Source organism: Pseudomonas sp. UBA5706 (assembly GCF_002419965.1).
Classification (GTDB): Bacteria; Pseudomonadota; Gammaproteobacteria; order Pseudomonadales; family Pseudomonadaceae; genus Aquipseudomonas.
The window spans coordinates 57076-69627 of the sequence record NZ_DIHC01000034.1 but is presented as its reverse complement, the minus strand read 5'-3'; the positions used below and the strand labels follow the sequence as shown (position 1 = coordinate 69627).

The 12552-nt window shown below is 59.8% G+C and carries 12 protein-coding genes; 10 read left to right on the top strand and 2 right to left on the bottom strand.

Going from position 1 to position 12552, the window contains the following annotated elements; translation table 11 throughout:
- Window positions 1-159: 159 nt before the first annotated feature.
- Window positions 160-1011 (top strand): flagellar motor stator protein MotA, encoded by an 852-nt coding sequence (motA, locus tag B3I26_RS16435; protein WP_296259081.1) that lies wholly within the window; start codon window positions 160-162, stop codon window positions 1009-1011.
- Between the two features lie 3 nt (window positions 1012-1014).
- A complete protein-coding gene (gene motB, locus B3I26_RS16430) occupies window positions 1015-2076 on the top strand; it encodes a flagellar motor protein MotB (RefSeq protein ID WP_296259080.1) in 1062 nt (353 codons plus the stop codon).
- Between the two features lie 169 nt (window positions 2077-2245).
- Here the strand turns inward: motB and rsgA are convergent, their stop codons facing one another.
- Window positions 2246-3277: a small ribosomal subunit biogenesis GTPase RsgA gene (gene rsgA, locus B3I26_RS16425; protein WP_296259079.1), complete on the bottom strand. Its 1032-nt coding sequence runs from the start codon at window positions 3275-3277 to the stop codon at window positions 2246-2248.
- Between the two features lie 113 nt (window positions 3278-3390).
- Between rsgA and orn the strand changes: the two genes are divergently transcribed.
- On the top strand, window positions 3391-3927 hold the full coding sequence (gene orn, locus B3I26_RS16420) for an oligoribonuclease (protein ID WP_296259077.1): 537 nt from the start codon (window positions 3391-3393) through the stop codon (window positions 3925-3927).
- Between the two features lie 93 nt (window positions 3928-4020).
- Entirely contained in the window at window positions 4021-4632 is a 612-nt protein-coding gene (locus B3I26_RS16415) for a trimeric intracellular cation channel family protein (protein ID WP_296259076.1), read from the top strand.
- A 46-nt stretch (window positions 4633-4678) separates the two neighbouring features.
- On the opposite strand, the gene queG is transcribed toward B3I26_RS16415, so the two are convergent.
- Complete coding sequence (gene queG, locus B3I26_RS16410) at window positions 4679-5749, bottom strand: tRNA epoxyqueuosine(34) reductase QueG (protein ID WP_296259171.1); 1071 nt, start codon at window positions 5747-5749, stop codon at window positions 4679-4681.
- A gap of 98 nt (window positions 5750-5847) precedes the next feature.
- On the opposite strand from queG, the gene B3I26_RS16405 reads away from it, so the two are divergent.
- From B3I26_RS16405 to hfq, 6 genes are all read left to right on the top strand, one after another.
- The gene (locus B3I26_RS16405; protein ID WP_296259074.1) at window positions 5848-7344 is read left to right on the top strand and encodes an NAD(P)H-hydrate dehydratase; all 1497 of its coding nucleotides are present in this window, start codon (window positions 5848-5850) and stop codon (window positions 7342-7344) included.
- Window positions 7332-7802 (top strand): tRNA (adenosine(37)-N6)-threonylcarbamoyltransferase complex ATPase subunit type 1 TsaE, encoded by a 471-nt coding sequence (gene tsaE, locus B3I26_RS16400; protein ID WP_296259073.1) that lies wholly within the window; start codon window positions 7332-7334, stop codon window positions 7800-7802. The genes B3I26_RS16405 and tsaE overlap by 13 nt, the downstream gene beginning before the upstream one ends.
- A gap of 2 nt (window positions 7803-7804) precedes the next feature.
- On the top strand, window positions 7805-9244 hold the full coding sequence (locus tag B3I26_RS16395) for an N-acetylmuramoyl-L-alanine amidase (protein ID WP_296259071.1): 1440 nt from the start codon (window positions 7805-7807) through the stop codon (window positions 9242-9244).
- Window positions 9241-11226, top strand: coding sequence for a DNA mismatch repair endonuclease MutL (mutL, locus tag B3I26_RS16390; RefSeq protein WP_296259070.1), 1986 nt, complete (start codon window positions 9241-9243; stop codon window positions 11224-11226). The genes B3I26_RS16395 and mutL overlap by 4 nt, the downstream gene beginning before the upstream one ends.
- Window positions 11226-12197, top strand: coding sequence for a tRNA (adenosine(37)-N6)-dimethylallyltransferase MiaA (gene miaA, locus B3I26_RS16385; RefSeq protein ID WP_296259069.1), 972 nt, complete (start codon window positions 11226-11228; stop codon window positions 12195-12197). Before mutL ends, miaA begins: the two co-directional genes overlap by 1 nt.
- A 90-nt stretch (window positions 12198-12287) precedes the next feature.
- A complete protein-coding gene (gene hfq / locus B3I26_RS16380; protein WP_010221594.1) occupies window positions 12288-12548 on the top strand; it encodes an RNA chaperone Hfq in 261 nt (86 codons plus the stop codon).
- Window positions 12549-12552 lie beyond the last annotated feature (4 nt).

Here is a 12552-nt window from a genome sequence, read left to right as displayed (position 1 = left end):
CATGCCGGCTTTTGCGCTGATACGCTGGCGCCACACCGCAGACAGTTTTTCGCCTGATTTGACTATAGTCTGGCGCACTGGTGCCGATAAGTTGAACAAGAGTTTTCAGCGCTTCTCGCACAATGACCATGAACCCGACTCAGTAAGTATTTTCTACCTATGGCAAAAATTATCGGCATCATCGTCGTTCTCGCGAGCGTCCTCGGCGGTTACGTACTTTCTCATGGTCAAATCGGAGCGCTGATCCAGCCTTTCGAGGTGATGATCATCGGCGGTGCCGCGCTCGGTGCATTCCTGCAAGCGAACCCGGGCTACATGACCATGCTGGTCGTCAAGAAGTCCTTGAAGATGTTCAGCTCGCGCTTTAGCCACGCGTTCTATCTGGAAGTGCTGGGACTGGTCTACGAGATTCTCAACAAGAGCCGTCGTGAAGGCATGATGGCGATTGAGGGCGACATCGAGGAGCCGGAAAACAGCCCGATCTTCACCAAATACCCAGGCATCCTGAAAGACACCCGCATGATCGCTTTCATTTGTGACTACTTGCGCATCATGTCGTCCGGCAACATGGCCCCCCACGAGCTGGAAGGCCTGTTCGACATGGAGTTGCTGAGCATGAAGGAAGAGCTGGAGCACCCCTCCCACGCGGTGACCGGTGTGGCAGACGCCATGCCCGGGTTTGGCATCGTAGCGGCGGTATTGGGTATCGTCGTGACCATGGCGTCCCTGGGCTCCGGCGACAAGGCGGCGATCGGGATGCACGTAGGCGCGGCCCTCGTCGGTACGTTCTTCGGTATTCTGGCGGCCTACGGTTTCTTCGGTCCGTTGGCCACTTCCCTGGCCCATGATGCCAAGGAAGAAATGAATGTGTACGAGTCGATCAAGGCCGCCCTGGTGGCGTCGGCCTCGGGTGTGCCGCCCTCGCTGGCGGTCGAATTCGGTCGCAAGGTTCTCTACCCGGCACACCGTCCCAGCTTCAGTGAGCTGGAACAAGCGGTTCGCGGTCGCTGATCCATGGAAAATAATCAGCCAATTATCGTCAAGCGTGTAAAGCGCTACGGCGGAGGGCACCACGGCGGCGCCTGGAAAATCGCCTTCGCTGACTTCGCGACGGCGATGATGGCGTTCTTCCTCGTGCTGTGGCTGATGTCGTCGGCAACGCCCGAGCAGTTGATCGCCATTGCCGGTTACTTCAAGGACCCGGTTGGCTTCTCCGACAGCGGCTCGCCTTATGTCATCGACCTGGGTGGCTCCCCCGAGATGTCGCCCGACCAGACACTCAACCCTGAAGTGAAATCCACCCCGGCGCCAGACAAAGTGCCCGTGGATGCCGATCAACAGGATGCGGCAGCCGAGCAGATCGAGCAGGAGCGCCTGGAAATGCTGCTGCAGGAACTGCAAACCAAGGTTAACGAGAACCCGCAGCTGGCGAAGTTCAAGGATCAGATCCTGTTCGAGATCACTCAGGACGGCCTGCGCATCCAGATCACGGATGCCGAAAACCGGCCCATGTTCGACATCGGCAGCGCGCGCTTGAAGTCTTATTTCGAGGACATTCTGCTGGCGATGGCTGACACCATTAAAGGTGTGCCGAACAAGGTCAGCATCAGTGGCCATACCGATGCGACCCCTTATGTGGGCAACAACGGTTTTGGTAACTGGGAGCTGTCGGCCAACCGCGCCAACGCCGCCCGACGCGCGATGATCGCAGGCGGCTATCCAGATCCGCAGGTGGCGCGGGTGGTGGGTTACGCGTCTTCTTCGCTGTACGACAAGGAAAACCCGAACAACCCAGTCAATCGCCGCATCGATATCGTGGTCCTGACCAAGAAGGCCCAAGCACGTATCGAAGATGCTCAGAACGTCGGTGAAGCGCCAAAACCGGATACTCCGCCAGTGCCAGTGCCAGTGCCAGTGCCAGCTCCGGCCTCACCGACTGGTCCGGCGGCCAGTCCTGGCGCATCGATCGCAACCCCCGCCGTTGACCGCCAGGCTTACGCCCAGCCCCACGAGATTCGGCAGAGGCTGAACATTTTCGATCAAGGGCAATTGAAGATCGAAGAGACGAAGAACTGATTGGATTCCGACAAAAACGCCGCGATGATCGCGGCGTTTTTGTATGTGCAGACGATAGAGTGTTGCGTGGCCAGGCAGCGACACTCGTAGCAGTCCGGTTTGCCAGCGGCAGCGATGGTAAGGACGCCATCGATGGCAAGCCGACTGCTACAGGTAACTGGATGTGCCGTTAATAACCGCTGTCCGGCAAGCTTGCGATGATAGAGCGATAGCTGTTCATGCGCTGCTGCTGCACGCGGCCTTCTTCCAGGCCTTTGAGCAGAGCGCAGCCGGGTTCGCGGTCGTGCTTGCAATCGCGAAAGCGGCAGCGGCCAAGCAGGTCGTTGAACTCGATGAAGCCCGCTTCGACGTCGGCGCGGCTGACGTGGCCCAGGCCGAATTCGCGAATCCCCGGGGAGTCGATCAGGTCGCCACCGCGAGGGAAGTGGAACAGCCGGGCGGTGGTGGTGGTGTGCGTACCTTGCCCGGAATATTCCGACAGCGGTCCGACCCGTGTGCCGACTTCCGGCAGCAGGCTGTTCACCAGCGACGACTTGCCCACACCCGACTGCCCGACGAATACGCTGATGTGACTGTCGAGCAGATCTTGCAGCTGCTGCATGCCGTCGCCGTGATGCGCGGAGACTTCCAGCACCGGATAACCCAGTGTCCGGTAAACCGCCAGCAGTGCATTGAGCGCGGGGGCATTGTGCTCGTCGATAAGGTCGAACTTGTTCAGCAGCAACAGCGGGCAGATGCCAGCGTGTTCGGCCGCGACCAGATAGCGGTCGATCAGATTGGCATGGGGCTCGGGCGCCGGGGCGAAGACGATAACGATCATGTCGACGTTGGCAGCCACCGGTTTGAGCTGGCCGCGGGTGTCCGGTCGGCACAGCTCCGTGTTGCGCGGCAGCTGCGCGACGATCACGCCGATGCCCTGGTTGCCGGCTCGCCAAACGACCCTGTCGCCGGTTACCAGCGCGGGCAGGTTGGCGCGCAAGTGGCACCGGAACACCTGTCCGCTCAGCTCGCCTTCCTGCGCCTCGACTTCCACTTGAACGCCGAAATGCGCGATCACAAGCCCGGTTTGTTCAGGGCCGAGATCGCCGCCTTCGAGCGTTTCCAGGGCTTGTGATTCACGTTTGGCAGCGCGGGCAGCGCGCTCGCCTTGAATCTTTTCGATGCGCCAGTTCTGGCGACGGTTGAGTTGGCGTTTGGCCATGAGTGTTCAGTGATCCAATTGATGCCGCATAAAGCTGCTGATTAGGTGAGGCGGGAGCGAGTCTAGCACGCTCGCCTACGCTAAACTGCGCGCCTGAGCTGAGGAGCCTACATATGCAGAACAAGCAGAATTTGATCTGGATCGACCTGGAAATGACCGGTCTGGACCCCGATAACGACGTGATCATCGAGATGGCGACCATCATCACCGACAGTGAGCTGAACACTCTGGCCGAAGGGCCGGTAATCGCGGTGCATCAAAGCGACGAACTGCTCAGTGGTATGGATGAGTGGAACACGCGTCAACACGGCGGCTCGGGCCTTACCCAGCGCGTGCGCGAGAGCAGGATTTCCACCGAAGAAGCCGAAGCCCTTACCCTGGCATTCATCAAGCAGTGGGTGCCCGAGCGCAGCTCGCCGATCTGTGGCAACAGCATCTGCCAGGACCGTCGCTTCCTTTATAAGCGCATGCCGACGCTGGAAAACTATTTCCACTACCGCAACCTCGACGTGTCCACGCTCAAGGAATTGGCTGCGCGCTGGTCGCCTGAGTTGAAGTTCAAGAAGGGCAGCACTCACCTGGCGCTGGACGACATTCGTGAGTCGATTGCCGAGCTGCGTTTCTATCGCGAGCACTTCATCAAGGTCTAAGCGCCAGTGCGAGGGGGGGCTGCTTACTTACGCCCCCTTTTGGTGCTCGCGCCGAGTGGTTAGACTGCGCCCCTTCTCGCAGGGACCGCCACCATGTTGTTAGTACTCTATCTGATCGCCATTACCGCTGAAGCCATGACCGGTGCGCTGTCTGCCGGGCGACGTGGCATGGACTGGTTCGGCGTGGTGCTGATCGCTTGCATTACCGCGCTCGGTGGTGGCTCGGTGCGTGATGTGCTGCTGGGGCACTACCCACTGACGTGGGTCAAGCACCCGGAATACCTGGTTCTCACCAGCGTTGCGGCGTTGGTCACCATCCTTATTGCGCCACTGATGCGCCATTTGCGCTCGCTGTTTCTGGTACTTGATGCACTCGGACTGGTGGCTTTCACCGTGATCGGCTGCATGACTGCCCTGGAGATGGGGTTGAGCATGATGGTCGCGGCCGTCAGCGGGGTGATTACCGGTACGTTCGGCGGCATCCTGCGTGACATCTTCTGCAACGACATCCCGTTGATCTTCCGTCGCGAGCTGTATGCCAGCGTTTCGTTCGCGGCTGCGTGGTGCTTTCTGTTGTGTCAGTACGCAGGGCTAGCGCTGGAGCAGGGCACGCTGATCACGCTATTTGGCGGTTTACTGCTGCGATTGCTGGCGATCAGGTTCCATTGGGAAATGCCCAAGTTTGTGTATAAGGATGGGCACTGATCCCGGGCGTTCGCAGATCCGTTTCCTCCGAAGGCGTAGCCGGTCATCAACAATCGCGCAATTCATGCTGCCGCAACGCCCACGCCACATGCTCACGCACCATCTCTGAGGGGTGTTCCCGCCGCGTCTTCAACGCCTCGAGTACCGGGATGCTCGACGGCGCATTGCCCAGCCCCACCGCGAGATTTCGCAACCACCGTTCATACCCAGCACGACGCAACGGCGAGCCTTCGGTGTTACTGAGGAAGGTTGTTTCATCCCAAAGAAACAACGTCGTCAGCTCTGCATTATCCAGTCCGTGGCGCGGTTTGAAGTCGGTCTGATCGGTCGGGCGGGCGAAGCGGTTCCAAGGGCAGACGATCTGGCAGTCATCGCAGCCGAACACCCGATTGCCGATCAGCGATCGGAGTTCTTCGGGGATTGAGGTTTTCAGCTCGATGGTCAGGTACGAAATACAGCGCCGCGCATCCAGTACATAAGGCCCGACGAAGGCGTTGGTCGGGCATACATCCAGACAGGCGGTGCAGCGCCCGCAATGTTCGGTGGCGTGGGGCGGATCCACGGCAAGCGGCAGATCGACAAACAGCTCGCTTAAAAAGAAGTAGCTCCCGGCCTTGCGATTGAGCACCAGCGTGTTCTTGCCGATCCAGCCCAGCCCGGCTTTCTCGGCGAGGGCCTTTTCCAGCACCGGTGCGCTGTCGACGAAAGCGCGATAGCCGAATGGCCCGATGGCCTGCTGAATGCGTTCGGCCAGTTGCTGCACACGCTTGCGGATCAGCTTGTGATAGTCGCGGCCCAATGCATAACGCGAAACGTACGCTTTGTCCGGCTGGACCAGCAGTTGTGCCATCTGCGTATCGCCCGGCAGATAGTCCATGCGCAGTGATATCACGCGAAGCGTACCCGGCACCAGTTCTTCGGGATGCGAACGTTTGCTGCCATGCGCTGCCATATAGTCCATCTCGCCGTGGTATCCGGCTTCGAGCCAGCGTTCCAGATGCTGCTCATGTTCCGCCAGATCCAGCCCCGAAATGCCGACCTGCTGGAAGCCGAGCTCGCGCCCCCAGGTCTTGATGGACAGGGCAAGCTCGGCCAACCCGACATCCGTCAGGGGCATTGAATGGGTTAATGGATCGACAGAAATCGCGGACATGCAAGGAGGACACCGGGGCGCAGGTGCGTATAATTCTGCCAGACATCGGAGCCTAATGACGCATGTTGCACGCCAAACCCCCTTTTCCCGACGCGCTGTACAGCGCAGCCCAGGTGCGCGACCTCGATGCACGCCTGATTGCCGCAGGTACACCGGGATTCGAATTGATGCAGCGCGCTGCCCACGCCGCCTGGCGCGCGATACGTCGCCGTTGGCCAGACGGGCGGCAACTGACGGTGCTGGCCGGACATGGCAATAACGCCGCAGATGGCTATCTGATTGCGGTACTGGCGAAGCGAGCAGGTTGGCAGGTGACGGTGCTCGCCGTTGGCAGTTGGTCGGTGCTGACCGGTGACGCGCAAGCAGCCTATCAAGAAGCGCTGCGCGAACAGGTCGATGTTCAAGACTGGCATCAGCAAACGCTGAACGGAATCATCATCGATGCCTTGTTGGGCACGGGTCTGAAAGACGAAGTCCGCCCTCCTTATGACCATGCCATCGAGTTGATCAACGACAGCGGCCTGCCGGTCATGTCGGTTGATATTCCGTCGGGGCTTTGCGCGGACACCGGGCAAACCCTGGGCGTAGCGGTGCGCGCGGACCTCACTGTCACCTTCATCGGGTTGAAAACCGGGCTGTTCACCGGCGATGCCGCCGACCTGGTGGGAGAGCTGGTTTTTGACGATCTGCAAGCCGATCCGGCGATTGTCGAGCAGACCCCGATCAGCGTTACACGTCTGGATACATTTAACCTGCCCAAGCTCAAGCCGCGTCCGCGCACTGCCCACAAAGGCATGTTCGGTCGAGTGTTGGTCATCGGCGGCGATCTCGGATTTGGCGGCGCTGCTTTGCTGTCTACCGAAAGCACCTTGCGCTGCGGGGCGGGCATGGTCACGCTGGCAACCCGGCCCGCGCACATTAGCGCGGCGCTGAGTCGCTTTCCTGAAGTCATGTCCGCTGGCATCAGCTCCGCCAATCAGTTGATGGCGCTGATCGAGCCCGCAACCGTTCTGGTCGTTGGGCCCGGACTGGGGCAGCACAGCTGGGGCCGCAGCCTGTTGTCGGCGGCGGCCAATGCCGAGCGTCCGCAGGTTTGGGACGCCGATGCGCTGAATCAGCTGGCAGCCAGTTTCGTGCAGTTGCCCAAGGATTGTGTGATCACCCCGCACCCCGGTGAGGCCGCGCGGTTGCTGGGCATCAGCACCAAAGAGGTACAGGCCGATCGCCCGGCGGCGGCCCGGGCATTGGCAAAAAAATTCAACGCGGTCTGCGTACTCAAAGGCAGCGGCAGTCTGATCGCCGACCCGGCAGGTGAACTGGCACTGGCCGACCACGGCCACCCTGCAATGGCGACCGGCGGCTTGGGCGACGTGCTGTCAGGTGTCATCGGTGCACTGCTGGCTCAGAATATGCCCGCGTTCCAAGCGGCTTGTCTGGCGGTGTGGCTGCATTCACTGGCCGGAGAAAAATGTGGCGCCAGCGGACGTGGAATGGCCGCCGCTGATCTGATTCCTGTCATTCGCATGCTTCTGGAGGAGCAACAACCGTGTCTGAGTTAACCCTGCACCTGACAGGCGAAGAGGCGATGACCGACTTTGGTGCGCGGATTGCCCAAGTCACTGAAAGCAATGGGATTATTTTTCTGGAAGGCAATCTTGGCGCCGGCAAGACGACGCTTTCACGGGGCATCATCCGCGGCCTGGGTCACACGGGTGCGGTAAAAAGCCCTACCTTTACCCTCGTAGAACCTTACGAAATTGGGAGAAATCGCGCGTATCACTTTGATCTTTACCGACTTGTTGATCCAGAAGAGCTAGAATTCCTCGGCATACGCGACTACTTCGAAGGTCAAGCCCTTTGCTTGATCGAGTGGCCTGACCTCGGTGCAGGCTTTTTGCCAAAGCCCGACCTGATCATTACCATTAGGCCGCACGCCGAAGGCAGAGCGCTGACCCTGAGCCCGAAAAGCTCACGCGGTGAGCAGTGGTGTGCCGCATTGGCTTTGGAATTCAAATAAATATGGGGTTAGGTATGCGCATGCGCGCGCTGGTTACTGTGATTGGACTGCTGCTGACGACGCTGGCCGTCGACGCATTGGCCGCTTCACAGGTACGAAGTGTCCGCTTATGGCGTGCTCCGGATAACACGCGGCTGGTCTTCGACTTGTCCGGGCCGGTTCAGCACAGCGTTTTCACCCTTCAGTCCCCGGACCGCCTGGTGATCGACATCAATGGCGCGACGCTGGGTGGCTCCCTGAACATTCCGACCGCCAATACGCCGATTACCAGCATGCGCTCTGCGCAACGTACGCCGGATGACCTGCGCGTGGTCATCGACCTGAAAAAGGCCGTGACGCCGAAGAGCTTCGTTTTGGCACCGAACCAGCAGTACGGCAATCGTTTGGTGGTCGATCTGTATGACAACCCCGCGGATGCCAATCCGCCGCCCACCGTCGCCGACACACCGGCGACAGTGGCGCCCGCAACGCCTGCGGTGCCCATCAGCCCGTCGAAACCCGAAATCAAACTAACCCCTGTGCCCAACGGCAAGCGGGACATCGTGGTAGTGGTCGATGCCGGGCACGGCGGCGAAGACCCCGGCGCCTCGGGTGGTCAAGGCCAGAAAGAAAAAAACGTCGTACTGTCCATTGCCAAGGAATTGCAGCGTCAGATCAATGCCGAGAAGGGCTATCGCGCCGAGCTGACGCGCACCGGCGATTATTTTATCCCGCTGCGCAAGCGCACCGAAATCGCTCGCGCCAAAGGGGCTGACTTGTTCGTCTCCATTCACGCTGACGCTGCGCCGTCCTCAGCCGCGTTCGGTGCTTCGGTGTTCGCACTGTCCGAGCGTGGCGCCACGTCCGAAACCGCGCGCTGGCTGGCAGACAGTGAAAACCGTTCCGACCTGATCGGCGGGGCAGGCGCCGTGAGTCTGGACGATAAGGACCGAATGCTGGCGGGCGTGCTGCTTGACCTGTCGATGACCGCGTCGCTGACGTCGAGCCTGAACGTGGGGCAGAAGGTGCTGACCAATATCGGTCGCGTGACGTCATTGCATAAGGCGCGCGTCGAGCAAGCGGGGTTCATGGTGCTCAAGTCGCCAGACATCCCGTCGATCCTGGTCGAGACCGGTTTTATTTCTAACGCCGCCGAGGCCAACAAATTGCAAGGAGCCAGCCATCAACAGGCGTTGGCGCGTTCGATTACCGCTGGGGTAAAGCAATTCTTCCAGCAGAATCCGCCCCAAGGCACCTACATCGCCTGGCTGCGTGACAACGGCAAGCTGGCAATGGGCGTGCGCGAGCACATGGTGCGCTCTGGCGAGTCGCTGAGCATGATTTCGGCCCGTTACGACATGAGCATGGCAACCCTGCGTTCAGCCAATAACCTGCGTTCCGATGAGCTGAAAGCCGGGCAGCAGTTAAAGATTCCGAGTGCGGAACTGGCGGGTGAGCCGTGACTGACCTGTTGCTCGACGAATCGGATCCGAATGCCGGCCTCGACAATAGCCCTGCGGCTCAGGCTGCACGTATCCAATTGCTCAGTCCGCGCCTGGCAAACCAGATCGCTGCGGGCGAGGTTGTAGAACGTCCGGCCTCGGTGATCAAAGAGTTGTTGGAGAACAGCTTGGACTCGGGGGCTCGACGCATCGATATCGACGTGGAGCAGGCGGGCGTCAAGCTACTGCGGGTGCGCGATGACGGCGGTGGAATCTCGTCCGATGACCTGCCGCTGGCGCTGGCGCGTCATGCCACCAGCAAGATTCGCGAGCTTGAAGACCTCGAACGGGTTTTGAGTCTGGGGTTTCGTGGCGAGGCGCTGGCGTCAATCAGCTCCGTCGCTCGCTTGACGCTGACCTCTCGTACACGCAACGCCGATCAGGCCTGGCAGGTGGAAACCGAAGGCCGCGATATGGCTTCTCGTGTACAGCCTGCAGCCCATCCGGTGGGAACGTCGGTGGAAGTGCGCGACCTGTTTTTCAATACGCCCGCTCGTCGCAAATTCCTCAAGGCCGAAAAGACCGAGTTCGATCATCTGCAAGAAGTGATCAAGCGCATGGCGTTGGCACGCTTCGACGTGGCCTTCCATTTACGCCATAACGGCAAGACTGTGCTGAGTCTGCACGAAGCCCGCGACGACGTTGCCCGCGCGCGGCGTGTCTCGGCGGTCTGCGGTCCAGGCTTCCTCGAACAGGCGCTGCCTATCGAAGTCGAGCGCAACGGTCTGAAGCTCTGGGGCTGGGTTGGGTTGCCGACGTTTTCCCGCAGTCAGGCGGATTTGCAGTATTTCTTCGTCAATGGCCGTGCGGTGCGCGACAAACTGGTGGCCCACGCGGTGCGCCAAGCCTACCGCGACGTGCTGTTCAACGGGCGTCACCCGACCTTTGTATTGTTTTTTGAAGTCGATCCGGCGGTGGTCGACGTCAACGTGCATCCGACCAAACACGAAGTGCGTTTTCGTGACGGGCGCATGGTGCACGACTTCCTCTATGGCACGCTGCACCGCGCGCTGGGTGACGTGCGGCCGGAAGATCAACTGGCAGGCACGACCTCAGTTACCGCGCTGGTGCGTCCGACCGGGCCGCAAGCCGGAGAATTCGGCCCACAAGGCGAAATGCGCTTGGCCAATAACGTGCTGGAGGCTCCGCAGGGGGCTCCCTGGAATTCGCCTCCCAATCCTGCCCCAGGTTCCGGCAGTGGGTCGGGTTATCAATATCAATACACGCCACGTCCCTCGTCGGTACTGCCTGCCGAAGAAGCGCAGGCGGCCTATCGTGAGTTCTTTGCCCCGTTGCCGGGCGCTCTCACAAGTGCTACGGCAGACAATGGCATCCCGTTACCTGAATCTCAGGGTGATGTACCGCCGCTGGGCTATGCGCTGGCTCAGCTCAAGGGGATTTATATCCTCGCCGAGAACGCCCACGGCCTTGTGCTGGTGGATATGCACGCAGCCCATGAACGCATCATGTACGAGCGCCTGAAGATCGCCATGGCCAGCGAAGGTCTGAGCGGGCAACCGTTGTTGGTGCCTGAGTCGATCGCAGTCAGTCAGCGCGAAGCCGATTGTGCAGAAGAGCATATGACGACCTTTCAGCAACTGGGCTTCGAGTTGCAGCGCCTCGGGCCTGAAAGTCTGGCGATCCGCCAGATTCCAGCCTTGCTCAAGCAAGCCGAGGCCAATCGCCTGGTCCACGACGTGTTGGCCGACCTTATGGAGTATGGCACCAGCGACCGTGTTCAGGCGCACATGAACGAACTGCTTGGCACCATGGCCTGCCACGGCGCGATACGCGCTAATCGGCGTCTAGCGATCCCGGAAATGAACGGCCTGCTGCGCGACATGGAAAACACCGAGCGCAGCGGTCAGTGCAACCACGGACGTCCGACCTGGACCCAGCTGGGCCTGGACGATCTCGACAAATTATTCCTGCGCGGTCGCTGATGAGTGCTCTTGCTCCGGCTATCTTCCTGATGGGGCCGACCGCCGCTGGCAAGACCGACCTGGCTATCGAGTTAACCAAGGTGCTCCCCTGCGAACTGATCAGCGTTGATTCGGCGCTGGTTTATCGTGGCATGGACATCGGCACGGCCAAGCCTTCAAAAGCGTTGTTGGACAGACATCCGCATCGGCTGATCGATATCCTTGACCCGTCGCAGAGCTATTCGGCAGCGGACTTTCGCAAGGACGCGCTGCAGGCTATGGCCGAAATCACGGCCCAAGGGAAAATTCCCCTGCTGGTAGGCGGCACCATGCTGTATTTCAAGGCTCTCTTGGACGGCCTGGCTGACATGCCGGCCGCCGATGCTGACGTTCGCGCGCAACTCCAGGCAGAGGCGGCCAGCCGTGGCTGGCAGGCGCTGCACGATGAGTTGGCTAGTATCGATCCGGTATCGGCCGCTCGAATTCACCCTAACGATCCCCAGCGGCTGGTTCGGGCGCTGGAAGTCTATAGGGTCAGCGGGATGAGCATGACCGCACATCGTGCGCAACAAAGTGCGCAAAGTGCTCAAGCTGGCGGTTCGGGGCGTCATCAATTGCCCTATACTGTCGCAAATCTGGCGATCGCTCCGACGGATCGCAAGGTACTGCATGACCGGATTGCACTGCGTTTCAGGCAAATGCTGGATGAAGGATTCGTCGAAGAAGTCGTAGCGTTACGTTCCAGGGGTGACCTGCACTCGGATTTACCGTCTATAAGATCTGTAGGGTATCGTCAGGTCTGGGACTATCTGGACGGAGGGCTGACTCGGGACCAGATGCAGGAACGCGGCATTATTGCCACGCGCCAGTTGGCCAAGAGACAGTTCACCTGGTTACGAAGTTGGGAAGATTTACACTGGTTGGACAGCCTGGCTTGCGACAATCTGCCACGCGCCTTGAAATACCTGGGGTCGGCCTCCATATTGAGCTGAGTCCTTGCAATAGCCGTCTATCCTTGGGGGGTAACGGCCCAAGCCAATGTTTTCGAATTTATTCTATTGATCCTTAAAGGAGTGCGGCACATGTCAAAAGGGCATTCGCTACAAGACCCTTACCTGAACACTTTGCGTAAAGAAAAAGTGGGGGTTTCGATCTATCTGGTAAACGGTATCAAGCTGCAAGGCACGATCGAGTCCTTCGACCAGTTCGTAATTTTGCTGAAAAACACTGTCAGCCAAATGGTTTACAAACACGCTATCTCTACCGTTGTTCCGGTTCGTCCAATTCGTCTGCCTAGCGCGACCGAGTCCGAACAGGGTGACGCTGAGCCAGGTAACGCTTGATAGG

Bases quoted from the DNA above. Each gene is read 5' to 3' on its own strand.
- B3I26_RS16415 (WP_296259076.1), top strand. From the start codon at position 4,021: ATGTTGTTAGTACTCTATCTGATCGCCATTACCGCTGAAGCCATGACC.
- queG (WP_296259171.1), bottom strand. From the start codon at position 5,749: ATGCCCCTGACGGATGTCGGGTTGGCCGAGCTTGCCCTGTCCATCAAG.
- miaA (WP_296259069.1), top strand. From the start codon at position 11,226: ATGAGTGCTCTTGCTCCGGCTATCTTCCTGATGGGGCCGACCGCCGCT.
- rsgA (WP_296259079.1), bottom strand. From the start codon at position 3,277: ATGGCCAAACGCCAACTCAACCGTCGCCAGAACTGGCGCATCGAAAAG.
- orn (WP_296259077.1), top strand. From the start codon at position 3,391: ATGCAGAACAAGCAGAATTTGATCTGGATCGACCTGGAAATGACCGGT.
- motA (WP_296259081.1), top strand. From the start codon at position 160: ATGGCAAAAATTATCGGCATCATCGTCGTTCTCGCGAGCGTCCTCGGC.
- hfq (WP_010221594.1), top strand. From the start codon at position 12,288: ATGTCAAAAGGGCATTCGCTACAAGACCCTTACCTGAACACTTTGCGT.
- motB (WP_296259080.1), top strand. From the start codon at position 1,015: ATGGAAAATAATCAGCCAATTATCGTCAAGCGTGTAAAGCGCTACGGC.
- B3I26_RS16395 (WP_296259071.1), top strand. From the start codon at position 7,805: ATGGGGTTAGGTATGCGCATGCGCGCGCTGGTTACTGTGATTGGACTG.
- B3I26_RS16405 (WP_296259074.1), top strand. From the start codon at position 5,848: ATGTTGCACGCCAAACCCCCTTTTCCCGACGCGCTGTACAGCGCAGCC.